Annotated in this window: 20 protein-coding genes; 7 read left to right on the top strand and 13 right to left on the bottom strand. The window is 68.3% G+C overall.

The annotated features are described in order from the left end of the window. Window positions 1-19: 19 nt before the first annotated feature. Window positions 20-400: a nitroreductase family deazaflavin-dependent oxidoreductase gene (locus ACQP1O_RS25880; RefSeq protein ID WP_433561052.1), complete on the top strand. Its 381-nt coding sequence runs from the start codon at window positions 20-22 to the stop codon at window positions 398-400. A 37-nt stretch (window positions 401-437) separates the two neighbouring features. Here the strand turns inward: ACQP1O_RS25880 and ACQP1O_RS25875 are convergent, their stop codons facing one another. Continuing rightward, window positions 438-941: a nitroreductase family deazaflavin-dependent oxidoreductase gene (locus ACQP1O_RS25875; RefSeq protein ID WP_433561051.1), complete on the bottom strand. Its 504-nt coding sequence runs from the start codon at window positions 939-941 to the stop codon at window positions 438-440. Window positions 942-1,094: 153 nt separating this feature from the next. Between ACQP1O_RS25875 and ACQP1O_RS25870 the strand changes: the two genes are divergently transcribed. Next, window positions 1,095-2,639: a glycosyltransferase family 39 protein gene (locus ACQP1O_RS25870; protein ID WP_433567791.1), complete on the top strand. Its 1,545-nt coding sequence runs from the start codon at window positions 1,095-1,097 to the stop codon at window positions 2,637-2,639. Window positions 2,640-2,853: 214 nt separating this feature from the next. On the opposite strand, the gene ACQP1O_RS25865 is transcribed toward ACQP1O_RS25870, so the two are convergent. Next, window positions 2,854-4,491: a CocE/NonD family hydrolase gene (locus ACQP1O_RS25865; RefSeq protein WP_433567790.1), complete on the bottom strand. Its 1,638-nt coding sequence runs from the start codon at window positions 4,489-4,491 to the stop codon at window positions 2,854-2,856. Between the two features lie 648 nt (window positions 4,492-5,139). Then, window positions 5,140-6,351, bottom strand: coding sequence for a PucR family transcriptional regulator (locus ACQP1O_RS25860; protein WP_433567789.1), 1,212 nt, complete (start codon window positions 6,349-6,351; stop codon window positions 5,140-5,142). A 564-nt stretch (window positions 6,352-6,915) separates the two neighbouring features. Here ACQP1O_RS25860 and glnA point away from each other — a divergent pair. Beyond that, a complete protein-coding gene (gene glnA, locus ACQP1O_RS25855) occupies window positions 6,916-8,352 on the top strand; it encodes a type I glutamate--ammonia ligase (protein WP_433561050.1) in 1,437 nt (478 codons plus the stop codon). A gap of 410 nt (window positions 8,353-8,762) precedes the next feature. On the opposite strand, the gene ACQP1O_RS25850 is transcribed toward glnA, so the two are convergent. The 5 genes from ACQP1O_RS25850 to ACQP1O_RS25830 all read right to left on the bottom strand — a co-directional run bounded on the left by ACQP1O_RS25850 (window position 8,763) and on the right by ACQP1O_RS25830 (window position 13,731). Beyond that, a complete protein-coding gene (locus tag ACQP1O_RS25850) occupies window positions 8,763-9,089 on the bottom strand; it encodes a DUF3467 domain-containing protein (RefSeq protein WP_433561049.1) in 327 nt (108 codons plus the stop codon). A gap of 97 nt (window positions 9,090-9,186) precedes the next feature. Then, entirely contained in the window at window positions 9,187-9,699 is a 513-nt protein-coding gene (locus tag ACQP1O_RS25845; protein ID WP_433561048.1) for a hypothetical protein, read from the bottom strand. A gap of 493 nt (window positions 9,700-10,192) precedes the next feature. Continuing rightward, window positions 10,193-10,678, bottom strand: a complete 486-nt coding sequence (locus ACQP1O_RS25840; RefSeq protein WP_433561047.1) for an aminoacyl-tRNA deacylase — start codon at window positions 10,676-10,678, stop codon at window positions 10,193-10,195. A gap of 220 nt (window positions 10,679-10,898) precedes the next feature. After that, window positions 10,899-13,070, bottom strand: coding sequence for an RNA polymerase recycling motor ATPase HelR (gene helR, locus ACQP1O_RS25835; protein ID WP_433561046.1), 2,172 nt, complete (start codon window positions 13,068-13,070; stop codon window positions 10,899-10,901). Between the two features lie 235 nt (window positions 13,071-13,305). Then, a complete protein-coding gene (locus ACQP1O_RS25830; RefSeq protein ID WP_433567788.1) occupies window positions 13,306-13,731 on the bottom strand; it encodes a nuclear transport factor 2 family protein in 426 nt (141 codons plus the stop codon). Between ACQP1O_RS25830 and ACQP1O_RS25825 the strand changes: the two genes are divergently transcribed. Further along, entirely contained in the window at window positions 13,711-14,133 is a 423-nt protein-coding gene (locus tag ACQP1O_RS25825; RefSeq protein WP_433567787.1) for a hypothetical protein, read from the top strand. The two genes, ACQP1O_RS25830 and ACQP1O_RS25825, sit on opposite strands and share 21 nt — an antisense overlap. On the opposite strand, the gene ACQP1O_RS25820 is transcribed toward ACQP1O_RS25825, so the two are convergent. Together ACQP1O_RS25820 and ACQP1O_RS25815 are read right to left on the bottom strand one after the other, a co-directional pair. Further along, window positions 14,134-14,589, bottom strand: a complete 456-nt coding sequence (locus tag ACQP1O_RS25820) for a PIN domain-containing protein (RefSeq protein ID WP_433561045.1) — start codon at window positions 14,587-14,589, stop codon at window positions 14,134-14,136. Then, window positions 14,586-14,801, bottom strand: coding sequence for a type II toxin-antitoxin system VapB family antitoxin (locus tag ACQP1O_RS25815; protein WP_433561044.1), 216 nt, complete (start codon window positions 14,799-14,801; stop codon window positions 14,586-14,588). The genes ACQP1O_RS25820 and ACQP1O_RS25815 overlap by 4 nt, the downstream gene beginning before the upstream one ends. Window positions 14,802-15,154: 353 nt before the next feature. Between ACQP1O_RS25815 and ACQP1O_RS25810 the strand changes: the two genes are divergently transcribed. Both ACQP1O_RS25810 and ACQP1O_RS25805 read left to right on the top strand, forming a co-directional pair. Beyond that, on the top strand, window positions 15,155-16,528 hold the full coding sequence (locus ACQP1O_RS25810) for a hypothetical protein (protein WP_433561043.1): 1,374 nt from the start codon (window positions 15,155-15,157) through the stop codon (window positions 16,526-16,528). Window positions 16,529-16,574: 46 nt separating this feature from the next. Beyond that, complete coding sequence (locus ACQP1O_RS25805; RefSeq protein WP_433561042.1) at window positions 16,575-16,937, top strand: arsenate reductase family protein; 363 nt, start codon at window positions 16,575-16,577, stop codon at window positions 16,935-16,937. Window positions 16,938-16,940: 3 nt separating this feature from the next. On the opposite strand, the gene ACQP1O_RS25800 is transcribed toward ACQP1O_RS25805, so the two are convergent. Beyond that, window positions 16,941-17,396, bottom strand: a complete 456-nt coding sequence (locus tag ACQP1O_RS25800) for a nitroreductase family deazaflavin-dependent oxidoreductase (RefSeq protein ID WP_433561041.1) — start codon at window positions 17,394-17,396, stop codon at window positions 16,941-16,943. A gap of 128 nt (window positions 17,397-17,524) precedes the next feature. On the opposite strand from ACQP1O_RS25800, the gene ACQP1O_RS25795 reads away from it, so the two are divergent. Next, window positions 17,525-18,214, top strand: a complete 690-nt coding sequence (locus ACQP1O_RS25795) for a TetR/AcrR family transcriptional regulator (RefSeq protein ID WP_433561040.1) — start codon at window positions 17,525-17,527, stop codon at window positions 18,212-18,214. An 18-nt stretch (window positions 18,215-18,232) separates the two neighbouring features. On the opposite strand, the gene ACQP1O_RS25790 is transcribed toward ACQP1O_RS25795, so the two are convergent. Together ACQP1O_RS25790 and ACQP1O_RS25785 are read right to left on the bottom strand one after the other, a co-directional pair. Beyond that, the gene (locus ACQP1O_RS25790; RefSeq protein ID WP_433561039.1) at window positions 18,233-18,583 is read right to left on the bottom strand and encodes a DUF4873 domain-containing protein; all 351 of its coding nucleotides are present in this window, start codon (window positions 18,581-18,583) and stop codon (window positions 18,233-18,235) included. Further along, the gene (locus ACQP1O_RS25785) at window positions 18,580-19,500 is read right to left on the bottom strand and encodes an AurF N-oxygenase family protein (protein WP_433561038.1); all 921 of its coding nucleotides are present in this window, start codon (window positions 19,498-19,500) and stop codon (window positions 18,580-18,582) included. Before ACQP1O_RS25785 ends, ACQP1O_RS25790 begins: the two co-directional genes overlap by 4 nt. Window positions 19,501-19,558: the final 58 nt, after the last annotated feature.

The following is a 19,558-nucleotide window of genomic DNA, read 5'->3' as shown; positions in this document are numbered from 1 at the left end:
CGTCAGGGAGGACGAGATCATGCCGCTGCCGAAGCTACTCGCGAGGATCAATCGGCGGGTCAGCAACCCGGTGCTGGGGCTCGGGGCCCGGGTGACGCCGTACTTCGGGATCGTGATCCACCGCGGTCGTAGGTCCGGGCGTGTCTACCGGTCCCCGGTCATGGTCTTCGAGCGCGACGGCGGCTACCGCATCGCCCTGACCTACGGGCGGGACGTGGACTGGCTGAAGAACATTCGGGCGGCGGGGACCTTCGAGTTCGAGACCCGCGGGCACACGGTGGCCCTCACCGATCCGGTCGTCGGCCACGACGCCTCCGCCTCGTGGGCGCCGCCCCTGGTGCGTCAGGTGCTGGTGAGCCTGGACGCCGAGGACTACGTCCAGGCCCGGCGCGCCGACTGACGCCCGGCGGGCGGCTCAGCACGCGTGAGCCGGAGGATCAGCGCACGGTCAGCCGGATGATCACACAGCCCTGCTGCCAGCTCTGATAGGCATCGGCCAGGTTGGGATTGCCCGCCGCATCGACGCCCATGCCGTTGAACTTGGCCCACTGCTTGTTGTCGCGAGCGATGGCCTCCGACAGCCGCACCACCGATTCGGCATCGGTGACCACCTCGGCGTCGGCGGTGTGCCTGGGCCCGCCGAAGGACACCTCGACGGGCACGCCCTTGCGGATATTGCTGACCCACGGACGCTTGGCGGTGCCGATCAGAACGTCGCCGTCGTGGCGGGTGTAGGCGACGGGTACGTCGTAGTGCCTGCCCGATTTGCGGCCCACCACGTGGAGCACGCACAGCCGCTTGCCGACCCGGGCAGACAGCACCGGCACCCGCAGCAGGCCGCGAATGAAGATATTGAGCAGGTTCTGATAGGACGGGATCGCCTCCGGGCCGGTGGTGGTCGGGGTCCCGTAGGGATTGGTCTCGGGGGTTTGGTCGGTCATGCCGGCCTCCTTCGCTGAAACGCGTTGTGCGGCAGTCACACCGGCATCGAGTATAGATCTCGCGGCGCCGTGTCCGGAATTTGCTGGAAAGAAGCTGTAGATTCCGGAGTGTTCGCAGCATGACCCGTCGGCGAGGAGTGCGCGTTGACCGATGTGATGAATCGCCCAGCCCGGCCGCACGGTGCCGGACGGCACGCCAAGGCCGAGGAACGCCCGCCCAGGGTGTGGTGGACCGCCGCGGCGGTCGCGGTGCCGGCGGCGGTGGTGCTGCTGCTGTCGGCGAGCCGGTACGGGTATTTCGGGGACGAGCTGTACTTCCTGGCCGCGGGCCGGCGGCCGGCGTTCGGGTACGCCGATCAGGGCCCGGTGCTGCCGCTGCTGGCGTGGCTGACGGATAGCCGCGCGCCCGGATCGTTCTTCGTGCTGCGGCTGCCGTCGGTCGCATTGACGGTGACCGCGATCGTGCTCTGTGCCATGCTCGCGCGGGAGTTCGACGGCGGCCGCTGGGCGCAGCTGCTCGCCGCGATCGGGTATGCCAGCTCGCCGTTCCTGCTGTTGCAGGGCACCATGCTCACCACCAATGCCGTCGACACCGCGCTGTGGGTGATCATCACCTGGCTGGTGGTGCGCTGGGTGCGGACCCGCGACGATCGGCTGCTGCTGGCCGCCGCCCTGGTCACCGCGCTGGATATGCAGGTGAAGTGGCTGATCCCGTTCTTCTGGATCGCGGTCGCGGCGAGCAGCCTGCTGTGCGGGCCGCGCGAGCTGGTGCGGCGACCGCTGCTGTGGGTGGGCGGGGCGATCGTGGTGGCCGCGACGGTGCCCGAGCTGATCTGGCAGGCACGGCACTCCTGGCCGCAGCTGAGGATGGGCGGGGTGATCGGATCCGAGCAGGGGATCCTGGGCGGGCGGCTGCTGTTCGTGCCGATGTCGGTGAGCCTGGCGGGATATCTGGGCGCCCTGCTGCTGGTGTGGGGACTGTGGGTGCTGCTGCGCTGGGATGTGCTGCGGCCCTACCGATTTCTGGGTGTCACCCTGCTGCTGTTGTACGCGGCGTTCCTGATCACCGGCGGACGGATCTACTATGCGGCGGGCATGTATGCGGTACTGATCGCGGCGGGCGCGGTCGGCGTGGTCGGCACGGCCGAGCGGATCGGGCCGGTGGGGCGGCGGGCGCTCATCGCGGGTGTGGCCGTACTCGCGCTGGGCGCAACGGTTTTCACCCTGTATTCGACCCCGTGGCGGCCCGCCGATCAGGTGCACCCGCCCCGTGACGACGCCGAGGCCGCCATCAGTGTCGGCGTATACGGCTCCTTCGGCTGGCACGAGCTCACCGAGGAGGTAATCCGCGCCTACCGGGCGCTCACCCCGGCCGAGCGCGCGCACGCGGTCATCATCACCGATACCTACTGGCAGGCGAGCGCTCTCGACGAGCTCGGCCGCGACCGGCTACCGCCGCTGTACAGCCCCAGCCGCGGCTTCGGCTACTTCGGCGCCCCGCCCGACAACGCCACCGCGGTGCTGGCCGTCGGCAGCTCCGAGGCGGTGCTGCGCAGCCAGTTCGAGCACGTCGAACCCGTCGGCAAGGTGGACACCCGGCTGGGCTTCAAGGGCAATACCCAGGACGTCACCATCTGGAAGTGCTCGGGCCCGAAGCAGCCGTGGTCACGGGTGTGGCCGAACTGGATGCATCTGTAGCGGCGCGCAGCGGGACGACCGTGGGCGCGGGCCCCTCGCCGAGCTGGAAGCGCGCCACCGCGGCCGCCGATTCCGGTAGCGGTGGCGGACCTCCGGAACCTCGAGTCCGTCAGCGTGTCACGGGGTCGATCTTCGCGGGCGGGCAGCGGCGTCCGCAAGCCGCGCCCGCCGAATCGACGGCGTGCACGGACCTTTGCGTCCCCGGCTGTCCGGCTCAGTGCGTGAACGAATCCGCCGGTCCGAGTGGAACCACCAGTGCCGATGGATAGACGGCGTTCTTCTGGATCTGCTGCGAGGTGCCCAGCAGCCGGCCCAGATCCGCCGGATCGGGGATCGTCGAGGGGAACGTGCCGCTGCTGATGCGCAGTCGCAGCGCGTGGCCGGGTTCGAGCCGGTGGAAGGCGGGCCGGATCTTGACCTGCATCTTCACCACGTCGCCCGGCGTGAGCAGCTGCTCGTTCTCCTTCAGCACGGTGTGCTCGGGCGCGTAGACGGTGCCGTCGGCGGTCGTCCACGTCTTGGCGTCGTCGAGGGTGCGCTGGCTGGCCAATTGCGAACCGCCCGTTATGTTCACGGCCGTCCCGTCCGGCGCGACATCGTCGAGCCACACCTGGAACGCCGCATCGGTGCCGGTGGAGGAGGCGTACAGGGTGACAGTCGACGGCCCGGCCAGCACGGTCGGCTCGGTCACCGGGTCCATGGTGTAGCGCAGGCCCGCCGTCGGATTCTGCACCCATTCGGTGCACGGGTTGGAGACGGTGAAGATCCGGAACACGAAATCGAGCAGGCCCGCCGTGTACTGGCCCAGCGACTCGCGATTGCAGATGTTGTCGATGCCGGTGTAGTCCAGGCGATCGGAGGCGTCGGCGGCCGTCGGCTGGTCCGCGACGAGACGGTCACCGTCGAAATAGCGCTGCTGGACCACCGCCTGCTCGAACGGATAGCGCGCGGTGTCGGCGGCGTTGTTGGCGGCGTCGATGACGTGCAGCGGTGTGCCGGTCTCGTCGACGCCGTTGTGAATGTCCCTGAGCCACCGGTCGAACCACGCCAGGGTGATCCGATCGGTGTCCATGCGTGAGCCCGGCCCCAGCCCCAGACCGACGTGATACCAAGGGCCCATGAGCAACTGGTAACGCCCGTCTGCCTGCTGACCCGGAGCCATCGGCGCGAACTGGTCGCGGCCGGCCGCCAGATTCTGCAGCTGCGCGTAATTGCGCACCGCGCCTTCCTGATACAGATCCCACCAGCCGTCCACCTGGTACATGGCGATGCCGTTGTCGACCAGGTTGTGCAGGCCGGTCTCGAAACGCCGGTCCCGCCACCAGGTGTTGTCGTAGGCGGTGGAGCCGCTGGTATAGGCGTCGATCAGCAGCTTCACCGTGCTGGTGTCCGGGCCGACCAGCGCCAGCAGGTGATCGCCGAGGGACTTCAGGAACATCCGGGGCGAGACCGCGGCGGTCAGGAACGGCCCGATCAGGCTGAGGTATGGAACCATCAGCGAGATGACCGTGAGCAGCAGCGGGCTCATCATGCCGTCGTGGTTGAGCACCTCGTCGAAGATGTTGTTGGGCACCGCGAACGGCACGATCGCCTTCAATGGCGAACCGGGGCCGACGGTTTCGGCGGTCCGCATGGCCGACAGGCCCGGGAACGAATAGCCGTACATGCCGACCTTGCCACTGGAGCCGGGCAGCCCCGCGGCCCAGTCCACCAGTTCCGCACCGTCCTTGCCGTCCTGCTCGGAGGCCGGACTCCACGCGCCCGTCGAACCGCCGGTGCCGCGCACGTCCGCGGTCACCTCGATATAGCCGTGCCGCACCAGCATGTCCTGCATGGAGGTGGCCTGATTGATGATGCGGCGGGCGTCCCTCAGCTGATCGGGGAGCTGGATGTGCAGATCGTCGATGACGCCGGTGATGGCGGCGGTGAGCGCGCTTCACCGCGCCGTAGGTGGTGAAGTTGACGATGACCGGGAACTCGCCGGCGGCCCGCTGCCCGGTCGCCGGATCGGTCGGGTAGCGCACCTCGGCCTGCAGCTGGGTGCCGTCGGAGTGCGGAACGACCTGTCCCAGTTGATAACCCACCCCGTACCGCTCCGGTGTCGGCTGATAGCCGGTCGGGAGTCCGAAGTTCACGGGCGCGGCGGGCACCGGCCCGAATACCGGCGCGGCCCCGGCGGAGGTGGTGGACGTGACGGTCATGGCCAGCACGGAGAAACCGGCCACGGCCCAGGGGGCCGGCCGGCAGCGGCGCGGCCGGAAGGAGCTACTCAACGATCTACCTCTGCGAATGGTCGGGAGGCCGCGGTCGGGTGCGCCGGATCTCCGGGGCCCCGCACGACCTCATCGTCGGAGTTCAGCAGACCGCACAGCGCCCGCGCGCCGCTACCGGCAATCGCCAAGACTGTGGCGCAGACCATTGTGCATATGTCCAAGCGGGGGCCGGTGAATCATGAAGGCCCGCAACGCGGGCGCGTCGCGGGCCGAGCCGGGGGCACGGATTACGGTGCGAAACAGGCGGTTTCGAGCCGCCGGGCGATGCGGGCGGCCGAGAGCGTCATGGCGTCGGTCGGGCGGTGCGGATCCAGGCCCGTCAGTTCCTGCACCCGGGCCAGTCGGTAGGTGACGGTATTGCGGTGGATGGTGAGCAGCCGGGCGGTGGCCAGCTGATTGAAGCCGGTGTCCACGAAGACCTCCAGGGTCTCCGCCAGCAGCGGCTGGGCATCCAGCGGCGCGAGCACGGCCGCCAGGCCCGCGCGGGCGGAACCACCTGCGGCGACGGTGTATTCGAACATGAGGTCCGGGCGGCGGCAGACCGGCTGGGGGCGGTCCAGGCAGCGGCCGAGCTCGGCCAGCAGGCGGGCCTCGGCAAAGGCCCCGGGGACCTCCGCGTGCGACGCGGCGGTGGCGACGCCCACCCAGAACGGTGCGGGCGGTCTCATCCGGGACGGCGGCGTCTCCGGCTGGGGCGCGGGCAGGCCGGGACCGGGCAGGCGGCTGGTCAGCGCGGTCAGCGTGGCGGTGCCGTCGTCGCCGGGTTGCAGCGGCAGCAGCGCGGTCCAGCCACCGCTGTCCAGTCGCAGGAACACACCCGGAATGGCCTCGATGCGATGCCGCAGCTCGCTGGTGTCGGCGTGTCGGGTCGTGCCCAGCCGGAATGCCGCGACCAGGAACGCGTCCGGCACCGTGATGGCCGGTTCGTCCGCCCATTCGATCGGGTCGCGGCCGGTGAGCAGCGCGTCGGCGATGGCGCGGCGGCGTTCCAGCAACTCCCAGCGCGGATCGTGCGCGCGCTGCACGCACGCGGTGGCGATGCGGGTGGTGAGCAGGGTGATGTATCGCAGCAGCGACACGGCGGTGTCCTCGAGCAGTTCCCGCTCCGGCTCGGTGGCGGTGTCCTTCAGCCGAGACCACAGGTATTCCGCGCCCATGCTGTAGCGGCCCAGCACGTCCTCGAGGGATTCGCCGTCGCGGACCCGGCTCAGCGCGATCTGCACGACCTCCTGGGTGTCCTCCGGCGAGGGCGTGCGGCCGGAGCGCACGAACTCGAAGAACAGATCCACATTCAGGATGATGCCGCGTTCGAAACCACCGGCCACCAGGGGTTCGGGCAGGGTGCGGTAGCGCGGCAACGAGGCCGGCACCTCCGCGCGCGCCACGACCGCGCGCCGGTAGAGCTCCTCGAGCGTTCGGTCCCGCAATCGCGCCTGCATCACTCTCCTACTATCCGTACAGCGACTCGATGGTAGCGGCGTAGGTGGTAGCTATCGGTTTGCGTCTGAGTTTCCCGGTGGCCGTGAGGTGACCGGACCTCCGCGCCCGGCAGCGGCCGGCCCACCGTGCCGATCTTGATGCGTTCGGGTCGGTCCACGGTCGCGCCCGCGGTGTACTCGGTCAGGCCGTACCCCTCGCACGACGGCAGGCCCAGGAAGAACTCGTGGGTGTCGCGTGGGATGGAAGATCTGCGGAGGCGGATTTGTCCACAGTGACAGAGATGCTTGTAGATCGGGACGCAACAACCGATTTCGCACGATGCGGGTAACTCCGGGGGTACGTCCAGAATTCGGCCACAGCCCGACCGCCGGCACGCGTGCAGGAGTTCGACGGCTCTCTGCGGTGCGCTGAAGTCCCGGGGAGGCGGTATTGCTCTTGTAACGCAGTCTCATTCGCGTCCATCCCCGGATGCCTGCGACGTATCGTGTTAGCACGAGCAGGACCGCCGGACCCCGACCGGGCCGTCCGATCGGGTAGGCGTGCGCGGCCACGAGGAGCGAGCGGTGATCACCCCTACCATCAACGGAGTACAGGACTACATCGACGCCGAGGAAGTCGAATACGTCGACATCCGGTTCTGCGACGTCCCCGGCATCCAGCAGCATTTCTCGATCCCGGCGAGCATGTTCGGCGCGGATCTGGTCGAGAACGGCATCGCCTTCGACGGTTCGTCGGTGCGCGGCTTCCAGGCCATCCACGAGTCCGACATGCTGCTCCTACCGGATCTGCGCACCGCGCAACCGGATTCGTTCCGTGCCGCCAAGACCCTCAATATCAGCTGCTTCGTCCACGACCCGCACACCCGTGCCGCCTACAGTCGCGATCCACGCAATGTGGCCCGCAAGGCCGAGGAATACCTGCGCTCCACCGGTATTGCCGACACCGCCTACTTCGGGCCCGAGGCCGAGTTCTACATCTTCGATTCGGTGCGCTACGACACCGCCATGAACGGGGCCTTCTACGAGGTGGATTCGTCGTCGGCCGACTGGAACACCGGCCGGCGCACGAATCCCGACGGCACCCCCAACCGCGGCTACAAGGTCCGGCCCAAGGGCGGCTATTTCCCGGTCGCGCCGTACGACGCGGACGTGGACCTGCGCGACCGTATGTGCACCCACCTGCAGCGCGCCGGATTCGAATTGGAGAAGGGACATCACGAGGTCGGCACCGCCGGGCAGGCGGAGATCAACTACAGGTTCAACACCCTGCTCTCCGCCGCCGACGACCTGATGCTCTACAAGTACATCGTCAAGAACACCGCCTGGGAGTCCGGCAAGACCGTCACCTTCATGCCCAAACCGCTGTTCGGCGACAACGGATCCGGCATGCACGTGCACCAATCCCTGTGGAAGGACGGTTCACCGCTGTTCTACGACGAGGCCGGCTACGCCGGCCTGTCCGATCTTGCCCGCCACTACATCGGTGGCCTGCTGCACCACGCGCCGTCGCTGCTGGCCTTCACCAATCCGACGGTGAACTCCTACAAGCGCCTGGTGCCCGGATTCGAGGCGCCGGTGAATCTGGTCTACAGCCAGCGCAATCGCTCCGCCGCCGTGCGCATTCCGGTGACCGGCACCAGTGCCCGCGCCAAGCGCCTCGAATTCCGCTGTCCCGACTCCTCCGGCAACCCGTACCTGGCCTTCGCCGCCATGATGATGGCCGGGCTCGACGGCATCACGAACAAGATCGAGCCCGCCCTGCCGGTCGACAAGGACCTCTACGAGCTGACCCCCGAGGAGAGCGCCGAGGTCACCCAGACCCCCGGCAGCCTCGAGCAGGTCATCGACCGCCTCGAGGCCGACCACGACTACCTCACGCAGGGCGGGGTTTTCACCGACGACCTGATCGACACCTGGATCCGTCTCAAGCGCGACTCCGAGATCGCCGAGATCAACGTCCGCCCCCACCCGTACGAGTTCGAGCTCTACTTCGACGTGTAAACCCGACCTGCACGAACACAACGGTTCGGTACGCAGTCGGAACGCAGTAGTCGGAAAACGAAGCGGCGGTGGCCATCAGTGAATGATGGCCACCGCCGCGTGGCGTGTCCTGCATGTCTCCTTCGGCCGCCGAACTCGTCTCCGGCAGTAAGGAGACATCCGTAGCAGCGCGTGATCGGCGGGAGACGTCGGTATGGGTGCGAGCCCGCAAACAACCCCCTCTCCGTCATGTTCAGGAGGGTTCGGGTTGTGGGTGCGGGGCGGCGGGGGCGACGAGGTAGTGGCGGCCGGGGATTGTCCGGGGCCGGTACCGGACGGCAGGGTCGCAGACGACGGGGCGGTCACCCGGGCAGGCGATGATGATGATGGGGCTTGATTTCGGGGTCTGCATGCATTTCTCCGTGGGCGGGTTATTCACCGAGGTGGGTGATGGGGCCGAATTGGCGTTCGTAGTTGCTCATGCTGTCGTTGAGGGTTTGCATGAGCCGGAAGATCAGTGCGGGTGGGAACTTCACCCGGGAGGTGACCTGCACCGGTTGTCGCATCATGGGTTGACCGGACTCGGTGACAGCGCCCGGTTCGGTGGGCAGGTAGACAAGGCAATCGAGGGTGAAGTCGGTGCGGTTGTACCAGCAGGTGAATCCGTTGGCATACACCCCGGCGCTGACGGTCTCCGGCACGATGACCTCGACGTCGACATCGGATTCGTCCGCGGGCGGCGGATGTGGGCCGCTCACCACGAACCTCCTTGGTAGCAGGGCCGGCGACCCGGCCGCACCGGGTGCCCGGTGCGGCCGGCCGCCAGAACTTTGGTCACTGCGTCATCCTCGCGGGTCAGCGGCCCTGTTGGAGGCGGGCCTGCTGGCGGATCTGGTGGAGCTGCATCTCCCACTGACCGGCGCGGTCCTGTGCCCGGTTGGCCTGGTCCTCGGCCTGCTGCGCCAATTGGGTGGCCTGGTCGGCCTGGTCCTGGGCGGTGTTGGCCCGCTGCTGAGATTGATTGGCCTCGCCCTGGGCCTGCTGGGCCTGGCTCTGAGCCCGGTCGGCCTCGCTCTGGGCTTGCTGGGCCTGGTTGGTGGCCAGGATCGCCTGCTGGCGGGCCTGCTGTGCCTGCTGGTTGGCCTGGCTGGCGTCCTGCTGCGCATGCTGGGCCTGATGCTGCACCTGCCGTGCCTGCGCCTGCGCCTGGCGTGCGAGACCCGAGGCCTGCATCGCGTACTGGCGGACGTTCTGTGCCTCCTGCCGGGCTTCGTCCATTCGCATCCGCAGCAATTCCAGTTCCGCCTGCACGTCGATGTCCCCGCGTCGAGCTTCCGCCGTCGCAGAACCGCTGGTTTCCTGTGCCATGTTCGAGCTCCCTTTCAACGATGTGTGGATTGAGACACTGAGGTTGTTGCGGGAAGAACTCGTGTGACCGGTGCCATTCTGCCCAATACATCACCGCGCGGTAGTAACTTTTCGGCAACCAGTACGCAACGCCGACGAAACACACTCGAACCTGGGCTCGAGGAGATGTGGATAGGCGGGAACAGTGATGGGCGATGGCGGCCACCCGGAGGGGGCGCGACAGGTCGTCGAACGGCCGAGACCCGACCGCGACCGCCGGAGATATATTGCGCCAGTGCTGATTTCGCGTGATCAGGCCCTCATGTACGGCATCATTCACGCTCTGCGACAGCCGCCCGTGCCAGGCGGGGGGACGAACAGTCCCCGGGTGTTCGAACCCGCGCGCAATTCGGCATGGGCATGTTCGGAATCGGCCCGAAGCGAGCGTGACGGCACGATGCAGCCACCGTCGTCAAACGTACGGTTCACACTGCTGCGTCAGCGGTTGCGGGACTCAGTGGCGGGTGGTTTGCATGCGGTGGGAAAAGTGTGATCTCTCGGCCTGTTCCATCAAACGCATGAACTGGTCGGTCTGCAGGTGGACGAGTGTCTCGTGATCACCGGCCTCGAAGTAGATATCGGGCTGCGTGGCGAGACTCTCGTCCATCAGCGTCATCATGCCGTAGGCGGTGCACATGGGTGGGATTGCGCCGACCTCGCAGTCCGTGAAGGTTTCGCGGACCTCCGATTCCTTGGCGAGCATCAGCCGCCGACCCGTCTGCGACCAGAGCTTCGCGAGTCGCAGGTGGTGGGTGGATGGCAGCACGGCCGCGACGTAGCCTTGCTCGTCTTCCAGGAGGACCGTCTTTGCGAGGCGGTCGCCAGGGATACGGGCGGTTTCGGCGGTTTCGGAGCTGTTGTGGCTATGCGGATGCCGAACGAGTTCATACTCGGCGCCCGCAGCCGTCAGACACTGCTCCACGGTTGGCGATATGGACATGACGGACCTCCATCGACTGGTTGGTACCACCATTAACCCCAGCGGACCTGGGCTTTCAGCATAGGTCATCGTGGATTTCTCGCGCCGGGACGAGGGTCTCGCCCTCCTCGACGGTTCCGGTGGCGGCGAGGGTCCGAGCAGATCGGCCGCGGGCTGTGCGGCCGAGGCTCGGGTGCCGCATCCACCAGCCACCGCAGACGCCCAGCATGCAGTCCGAGCTCTACTTCGATGAGTAGAGACCGGCAAGGGACGGCGGGAGCGGGCCCTCGTGCAGGACGCCCAGGCGCTGGGTGGCGCGGGTGAGGGCGACGTAGAGTTCGGCCGCGCCGCGTGGGCCGTCGGCGAAGATGTGCTCGGGCTCGACCACCAGGACCGCGTCGAATTCGAGGCCCTTGGTTTCGGAGGCGGGGACCGTGCCCGGCATACCGGGCGGGCCGATCACGATGCTGGTGCCCTCGCGGCCCGCCTCGTCGCGGACGAATTCCTCGATGGCCGAAGGCATCTCGCCGAGGGTGAGCTGTCGCGCCCACGGCTGCACGCCGCAGGAGCGGACCGACTCCGGCGGCGTCACCTCGGGCGCGAAGCCGGCCAGAACGGCGGCGGCCACGGCCATGATCTCCGCGGGGGTGCGGTAGTTCACCGTGAGCGAGCGGTAGGCCCAGCGGCCGGGGACGTACGGTTCCAGCATGGCGTCCCAGGAGGTCGCGCCCGCCGCGGACCGGCGCTGCGCGAGATCGCCCACCACGGTGAAGGAATGGCTCGGGCAACGGCGCATCAGCACCCGCCAGTCCATCGCCGACAGCTCCTGCGCCTCGTCGACCACGATGTGCCGGTAGGTCCAATCCCGGTCCGCGGCAGCACGTTCGGCGAGTTCACGGGTGTCGCGTTCCAGGAAACGCTCGGCCAGGTCGTCGCCGTAGAGCAGGTCGGTCGCGAAGAGGTGATCCTCATCGTCCATGTGGTCGGCGCGGCCCACCAGCAAGTCGAGCACGCCTTCGGCGTACGCGGCCTGGGCCTTCCGTTCCTGCTCGGCCGCGGCCTCCTCGGCGGTGGTGTCACGACCCAGCAGATCGACCAGTTCGTCGAGCAGCGGGACATCGGACACTGTCCACGCCTCACCGTCCGTGCGCCACAGCGCCTCGTCGGCGCCCGCGGCGCGCAGCCGGTCGGTGGACGAAAGCAGTTCCGCCAGTAGCGTTTCCGGTGTCAGCGTGGGCCACAGCTCGTCCATCAGCGCCGTGAATCCCTCGTGCTCGGCGAGTTCGGTGCGCAGATCGGTTCGCATGTTCTCCCAGGCCTCGCGGTCGTCGCGGGTCAGCCAGCCCTCGCCGATCCGCTTGATGGCCCGCTCGGTGAGCGCCCAGGTGAGCACCTCGAGGAAGGTCGCGCGAGCCTGGTTGTGCGGCAACCCGCTACCGCGCGCCTCCTCCCGCGCCCAGCCGGCGATATCCGCGCCGATGCGCACCGTCACATCCGACAGTTCGATCGACACCGGCTCCTGCGGAACCCGCTGACGGTCGGCGATCGCGGCCTTCAGTACGTCCAGGATCCGCAGGGAACCCTTGAGCCGCACCGCTTCCGGTCCGTCCTCGGCCGTGATGCTGAGCCCGGGCATGAGATCACCGGTGGTGGTGAACACCACGTTCGTCTCGCCCAGCGACGGCAGCACCCGCCCGATGTGCCTGAGGAAGGCCGTGTTCGGGCCCACCACCAGCACGCCGTTGCGTTCCATCTGCGCACGCTGCGTGTACAGCAGATACGCGACCCGGTGCAGCGCCACCACGGTCTTGCCGGTGCCCGGCCCGCCCTCGATCACCAGCACGCCCGGGTGATCGAGCCGAATGATCCGGTCCTGCTCGGCCTGAATGGTTGCCACAATGTCGCGCATGCCCTCGCCGCGCGGCGCGTTGACCGCCGCCAGCAGGGCCGCGTCACCGCGCTCGCCGTCACCGGGATGGCCGAACACCTCGTCGGTGAAATCGGCCACCAGCCGCCCGCGCGTGTGGAATTGACGCCGCCGCCGCATGTTCTCCGGGCTCGCGGCGGTCGCGATATAGAACGCCTGCGACGCCGGCGCCCGCCAATCCAGCAGCAGTGGTTCGAATTCGTTCGCCTCGTCGAAGATCCCGAGGCGCCCGATATACGAGTGCTCGCCGGTCACACTGTCCAGCCGCCCGAAACACAGCCCGTTGTCGGCCACCTCGAGGCGGTTGACCTCCTTGCCCAGCGCCCGGACCTCCGCATCCCGCTCCACCAGGGTCGTGCCGCGCGAGCGCAGCGTCTCGCCGTAGCGGCCCTTCACCCGGGCTCGCTCGGTGTCCAGCCGCGCGTACAGCCCGGTCACATACTCCTGCTCCGCGAGCAGTTCCTTCTCGTACCCCTGGTCCGACACCAGCACCACACCTTTCCCACCTAGCCGATCCCCGCCCGCGCGCCCATTTCGCGCAGGTTGCAGCCCTCGGCCAGCGATTGTGCGCCAATACCGGGGCCTTGCCGCAAGTCCCCCACTGTGTTATATGGTTGAAGGGGAAAGGACGAGGATCCTTTCCATTCCTTCCTCTCACTCCTTGTGAATTCCCCTATGCGGCATCCGGGCGTTGTCCGCCAGAGGCCAGGGCCAGGATGTCCTAGTTGCCGTCGGCCCACTGCGCCGTCATCACCATCGAATCCACCTTCCACTCGCCCCCGACCAGGTGCAGGCCGATGCGGTAGGTGCCGCCCAGCGTCCACCGCGGCGAACCGAAACGATTGGCCAGAATGTGGACCGCCTGGAAGACCGCGGTCAGTTCCGCGCGCTCGCCGTCCACGGTGACCAGGTGATTGCCGAGCAGATGCTGCGTGGCGTCGAAGCTGCCGATCAGCTTTTCCCAGTCGGCGCGGATCTGCGCCGGGGTGACGGTCGCGGGCTCGCCGCCCCAGATGCTCGAGTAATCGAGGCTGACCTCGTCGGCGAAGACACCGGAGAAGGCGTCCCAGTCGCGAATGTCGATGAACCAGAACAGGCGGGTGGCGGCGTCGATGATGTCGGCACGCTGCCGAGCGGTGGCGGTCATGGCAGATCTCCTAACCCGCTGGCGCACTACGTGTTCGGCCCCATGGCCGACGAGAACATGGCCCGCGCCCTGTTCTCCGACCCCGCCGCCCGGGACTTCTACCGCGACTGGGACGGTGTCGCCGCCGCGACTGTCGCCCGGCTGCGCCGCGTCGCGGGCCTCTACCCGGCCGACCCCGCCACCATCGCCCTCGTCGACGAACTCTCCACCGGCAGTACGGAATTCGCCGCCCTCTGGCGCGCCGGCGATGTCGAGCGCCGCACCCACGGCGGCAAACTCGTCCGCCACCCCCACTCCGGCGACCTCGGCTTCTCCTACGAGAACCTCGAACTCCCCGGCGACCCCCGCCGGCGCATCGTCACCTTCACCCCGGACCCCGGCACCGCCCTCCCTGTTCTCTGATCAACCGGGTCGGTCCGCCGAGCCGCGCGGGACCACCCACTGCTGGCGCAGGGCCGGGAATGCCTCGGCGATGAGGTCGAAATGCTTGTCGTAGTGCAGCACCGTGGCGTCGTAGTGCACTGCGGTCGCTGCGATCAGCACATCGGTGGCCTGGGCCGACCGCCCGTGACCGAGGGTCCAGAGCTGCCGCCGGATGACACGGACCAGCCGGTCGATCGCTGGGTCCATCGGGAGGAAATGGAAAACCTCCGTATAGATCCCGATGATGCGATCCAGATCCTCGGAATCGCGGGCGCTGTAGCACGCTTCATCGAGGGTCACCGCATTCGAGCACAGCACCCCGACGTCGGCGTTGAGACGGTCGAATGTCGCGCGGACCTGCGGGCAGCATTGGATTCGCGACACCGCGCTGTGGTCGGCCAGGTACAGGGCGCGGTTCGTGCCGAGGCCCGTCATCGCGGCCGAGCGGGATCGGTCCCTTCGGTCGGTTCGGTGTCGGATAGGAACGGCGCCGCATCGGCGAACCAGGCGATGGCGTCGTGCTGCTGGCGCTGGCGGACCAGGAGTCGCAGTGCGGTGCGGACGGTCTCGGTCTTGGTGGCGCCGCCGGTCACCTTGCGGGCCTGTTCCATGAGGTCGTCCGGAATATCGATCAGGGTCTTCGTCATCGCCACCTCCCACGGGATATACGCATCGTGTCGACAGTATATCCTCGCCGGCCGCCATCGCCTCCGATGAGCGAATCTCGAGCCCCGACGCGCCGAGTGCGGTTGCGGGGCGGGTTGGCGTGTTGTCGTTAGATTGGGGTCCGGACGGATCGGCCGCGACGCGAGAATGGCCCGCAGGGAGGCGGGTTCGCGACGGGGTGCGGGAATATCGTTGTGACACAACGTGCCACGCGAGCGACAACGCGTGGTCATGTGGGGTGGAGTCGAACTATGACCTTGACCTCACTGGCCACGGACTGTGGTGGCGCGGTCATACGATCCGGGGCTGACATATGCGGGAAGGCGAGTAGGCCATGGATCGAAATGCGTTCGTCGAGGTGATGAACGAGGCGAGCGGCATGCTGGACAGCGGCCGGGCCGACGAGGCGCTGGCTCGTTTGTCTGCGTTCGACGACGGGCTCGACGCGGCGCCCGATCCCAAGGAGTACGGCTGGATCGTCTCCTACCGCTTCCGATCGGCCTTCGCCGCGGGCGATTACGCGCAGGCTCTGCACCTGGCCGAACACGGCCCGGCCCGCTACCCGGCCGACATTCCGCCCGCCACGCTGGCCACCATGTACTCGATGGCCGTCGAGGCCGCCACCCAGCAGGATCTGCCCGACAGCGCCGTCGTCATGGCCGACCGCTGCATCGACCTGCGGCGCGCCCACGGCGAACATGCCGAGGTGCTGATGGCCGCGATGACCGCGTGCACGCTGCTCGGCGATATCGAAAGACACGATCTGGCAAGCAAATATGCGCAACTGCTGATCACCGAGGGTGTCGGCCACGACGACTACCGCGGCTACGGCTACTACGCGCTGTGCGCCGCCATCGAACAGGGCGTCGGCGGCCATCTCGTCGACACCCTGCGCGCCGGGCGCGAATGGCTGGAGAGCCAGGACAACGAATTCGCCCGGGTGGCACTGGAATACCTGCAAACGGCGCCCAGCCTGCAGGAGCCCCTCGCCGTCAACCTGGATCTGGACGACCCGCTGGGCAACGGCGTGCCGCTGTCGGATCCGGTTGCCCCCGACGCCATGCAGACCCAGTTCCTGCAGGTCGGCGACGGCGTGCCGCAGGCGGTCTCGGGCCCGTCCGAGCCGCCCGCCGCGCAGCTCGCCGGCGGCGAGACCGCCGACGCCCTCATGGACGCCAACCGGCCCGGCATCGCTGCGGCCGCCTATCGGGCGCTCATCGACGACGCCCTCTCGACCGGCAGTCCCGATCCGCTCATCATGGGCAAGTCCACGCTGGGCCTGCTCACCGCGCTCATCTTCGACAACCGGGTCGGCGAGGCGCACTCGGTGTGGATCGACGAGCAGGGGCCGACCTACCTGGGCATCTGGTCGCTCGAGAACGGCCAGACCTCGGTCCACGACGCCATCGCCTACAACCTGGTCGCGGCCTTCCTGCACTCGCTGAGCAGTGGCGACCCCAATGCCGCCAACCATGCCGTGGACAGTCTCATGTTGCGAAACGTGGAGTGGGCCTACGAGAACGACCAGCAGGCCGTCCCCGCCATGATCAACACCTGGCGGCGTCACCTCTACGAGATCCACGGCGGCGAGCCCGCTCCCGAATACCGCTGGCAGCTCACCCAGGCCGAACAGCGCTGGGGCGCGCCCGTTCCCGAGGGCGGCCTGTACTGGATGCGCCCCTACCGCTGGGTCGTCGACTGGGTCTGATGTGCCGGTGAGCGGTGGCCCGGTCGCCGAGGCCTAGGCTGAGCTCATGGCAGCGACCGAAATCTGGCACAACCCGAAGTGCTCCAAGAGCCGTACCGCCAAGGCGGTGCTCGACGACACCGGCACCGATTACGTCGAGCGCCGCTACCTCGACAACCCGCCTTCGGTCACCGAGATCCGCGCCGCCCTGACCAAACTCGGCCTCGAACCGTGGGACATCACGCGCACCGCCGAACCCGAGGCCAAGGAACTGGGCGTCTCGGCGTGGGGCCGGACCCCCGCCGACCGCGACCGCTGGATCGAGGCCCTGGCCACGCATCCGCGACTGATCCAGCGCCCCATCGTCTTCACCGCCGACGGCCGCGCCTATCTGGCCCGCGACGAGGAAACCCTCGACGAACTCCGCTGAGCCTCAGACCAGCGCGAAAACGGGGAAACCCGGGGCGATGTCGGCCAATTCGGCGTCGGTGGCGTCCTTGGTGACGCCCTCGAAGAAGCGGCCGACCTCCCAGCCCCAGCGGTCGAGGTAGGCGCGCAGCACCGGGATCTTGTCGGCGTCGGGGACTTCGGTAGCGGTGAAGGTCTGGACCTTGCGGCCCAGGCGCAGTTCGCCGGATCCCGCGACGCGCAGGTTGCGGACCCACTGGGTGTGCCCGCGCGGGGCGACCAGGTAGCGGGCGCCGTCGTCGGTGGTGAGGACATTGACCAGGGTGGTGCGCCACTCACCGGACTTGCGGCCGCGCACGGCCAGCAGCCGGGAGCCGGCGATGCTGATGCCGAGCCTGGGCAGCAGGTTGAAGAAGCGGTTCATGTAGGGGTCCAGGCCCTTCGGACCGAGGTAGCGGGTGGCGGCGGTGTGGGCGTCCATGAGGCACTTCCTTCGACTTGTGAGAGCGGTGCTCTCTGATGTGATCAGTGTGCGCGCACGGTGCTCGGACTGTCAAGAGCGGTGCTCTCGAAATTTGTCGGTGATCTGATTCGTGGCACACTGTCGGAATGAGCGTGCCCCGTACCGCCCGCGCCCGCGCCCGCGCCGAGATCACCCGCGAGATCACCGATGCCGCGCGCCGGCAGCTCGCCGAATCCGGCGCACCCGCGCTCTCCCTGCGGGCCATCGCCCGTGAGCTGGGCATGGTGTCCTCGGCGCTGTACCGGTATTTCCCCAGTCGTGACGAGCTGCTGACCACGCTGATCATCGAGGCCTACAACGCCCTCGGCGATGCCGTCGAGCACGCGGTCGCGACCGAGACCGCCCCCCGCGCCCAGTGGCGGGCCCTGTCGAATGCGGTGCGGGACTGGGCGATCGCGCACCCCCACGAGTACGCGCTGGTGTACGGATCGCCGGTGCCGGGCTATCGCGCCCCGCAGACCACCGTCGCACCCGCGTCGCGCGGACCCCTCGCGGCCCTGGGTATCGTGCACCGGGCCTGGCAGTCCGGCACCCTGGCCACGCCCGCGGACACCCTCACCCCCGAACTCGAGACCCAATCCGCCTTGATCGCGGCGTTCCTGAACTCCGGCATGCCCGAAGCGGCGGTGGCGCGCGCCATGGTGGGCCTGACCCAGCTGTTCGGCGCGGTCACCTTCGAGCTGTTCGGTCAGCTGGACAACACGATGGACCCGGCCGGGCCGTTCTTCGCCTACTCGGTCGAGACCATGGCCGACCTCATCGGGCTCACCGAGTAGCGCTCGAATCTCGGTGCGCTACAGCGGGAACGGTGGCGCGCCGATCCCGGCGATCCGCAGATTCCCCCACGGGTCCCGCTCCTGGAGCACGCCGGGCGCGGGCGCACCGCCCGGCACGGTGAGGAACACCTGCCCGCGGCCGGTATCGGGCAGTTCGCTCCCGTCGGCCGCGGAAATCCGCCCGTGCCAGTGGAATTGGCCGTCGATCGGATCCAGATGCCCGGTCAATGCCACCCGCACCGCCACCTCCGTGCCGGGGGCGTCCAGCAGCGCGGGCCCCGAGTAGTCCGGTGCCGCTTCGGGTTCGGTGGAGCCGGCGTGCGGGTCGGCCGGTGCGGGAGAGTCGCGCCGGGCCCGCCGGAACCTCACAGCAGCCCTCGCCGCCGCCAGAGACGCTTGCCGATCCGACCCATCAGTCCCTGCGAGTCCAGGAACGCACCGAGATTCGCGGCGCCGAGCCCCAGCGCCCGCCGCGAATGCGGATTGGCGCGGGCAACCTTCCGGGCCGCCCGCCCGTCCTCGATGCCCGCGCGGACGTACATGTGCCAGTTGGTCATGAGGTAGACGAACAGGGGAGCGGCGACCGCGACACACAGTCGCGTGTACTGCACTTCGGCCTTCGACATGGTCGGCACCCGGTCTGCCAGGGCCGCGCGCGCGAACCCGATGTGCCGCGCCTCCTCGGTGACGTGAATCCGCATGGCCCGCGCCACCAGCGGCTGCAGCTGCGGATCGTCGAGGGTGCGGCGCTGCAGGGCGTCGAAGATCTCCTCGCCCACCAGCGCGCCCACCCACACCATCGAGCCTCGCAGGAACAGCTGCAGGGCGCTGATCGTCCAGCGCTCGAGCCGGTTCGGCCAGTAGGGCCGCGTGTCGATCCGCTCGATGAGCTTGCCGAACATCATCATGTGCCGGCATTCGTCGCCCATCTCGGTGAGCGTGTAGTGCGCGTGCCGGGATGTCGGATCGCCTGCCATGAGTTCGCGCAGCAGTAGCCGGTTGAGTAGGTTCTCGAACCAGATCCCGACCGACAGCACATTGGCGAGTTCCTCACGGGAGAGCTCGCGACGCTGCGCGGGCGTCATGGCGTCCCACAGCGGGGTGCCATAGAGCGTGACGACCTCGGGTGGCAGGAAGAGCTTGTCCGGATCCAGCGGGGCGTCCCAGTCCATGTCGACCACCGGGTCGTAGGACTTCTTGACCGATCCGGTCAGCAAGCGCTGAGCGAAGGACTCACGCCCGGACGGTGCGGCGGCCGTGGGGGCGGAGACAGCGTTGTCGCCCATGACAGCTCCTGATTTGTTACTGATACGGGCCGTTACACTCAGATTAGTGCTACATACT

Origin of the sequence: Nocardia sp. CA-151230 (genome assembly GCF_050942175.1) — a bacterium.
Classification (GTDB): domain Bacteria; phylum Actinomycetota; class Actinomycetes; order Mycobacteriales; family Mycobacteriaceae; genus Nocardia.
Note: the sequence above shows the minus strand (reverse complement) of the source record. Positions and strands in the feature narration are given on the sequence as shown.

Bases quoted from the DNA above. Each gene is read 5' to 3' on its own strand.
- ACQP1O_RS25880 (WP_433561052.1), top strand. From the start codon at position 20: ATGCCGCTGCCGAAGCTACTCGCGAGGATCAATCGGCGGGTCAGCAAC.
- ACQP1O_RS25875 (WP_433561051.1), bottom strand. From the start codon at position 941: ATGACCGACCAAACCCCCGAGACCAATCCCTACGGGACCCCGACCACC.
- ACQP1O_RS25860 (WP_433567789.1), bottom strand. From the start codon at position 6,351: ATGCAGGCGCGATTGCGGGACCGAACGCTCGAGGAGCTCTACCGGCGC.
- ACQP1O_RS25845 (WP_433561048.1), bottom strand. From the start codon at position 9,699: ATGGCACAGGAAACCAGCGGTTCTGCGACGGCGGAAGCTCGACGCGGG.
- ACQP1O_RS25840 (WP_433561047.1), bottom strand. From the start codon at position 10,678: ATGTCCATATCGCCAACCGTGGAGCAGTGTCTGACGGCTGCGGGCGCC.
- ACQP1O_RS25830 (WP_433567788.1), bottom strand. From the start codon at position 13,731: ATGACCGCCACCGCTCGGCAGCGTGCCGACATCATCGACGCCGCCACC.
- ACQP1O_RS25820 (WP_433561045.1), bottom strand. From the start codon at position 14,589: ATGACGGGCCTCGGCACGAACCGCGCCCTGTACCTGGCCGACCACAGC.
- ACQP1O_RS25815 (WP_433561044.1), bottom strand. From the start codon at position 14,801: ATGACGAAGACCCTGATCGATATTCCGGACGACCTCATGGAACAGGCC.
- ACQP1O_RS25810 (WP_433561043.1), top strand. From the start codon at position 15,155: ATGGATCGAAATGCGTTCGTCGAGGTGATGAACGAGGCGAGCGGCATG.
- ACQP1O_RS25805 (WP_433561042.1), top strand. From the start codon at position 16,575: ATGGCAGCGACCGAAATCTGGCACAACCCGAAGTGCTCCAAGAGCCGT.
- ACQP1O_RS25800 (WP_433561041.1), bottom strand. From the start codon at position 17,396: ATGGACGCCCACACCGCCGCCACCCGCTACCTCGGTCCGAAGGGCCTG.
- ACQP1O_RS25795 (WP_433561040.1), top strand. From the start codon at position 17,525: ATGAGCGTGCCCCGTACCGCCCGCGCCCGCGCCCGCGCCGAGATCACC.
- ACQP1O_RS25785 (WP_433561038.1), bottom strand. From the start codon at position 19,500: ATGGGCGACAACGCTGTCTCCGCCCCCACGGCCGCCGCACCGTCCGGG.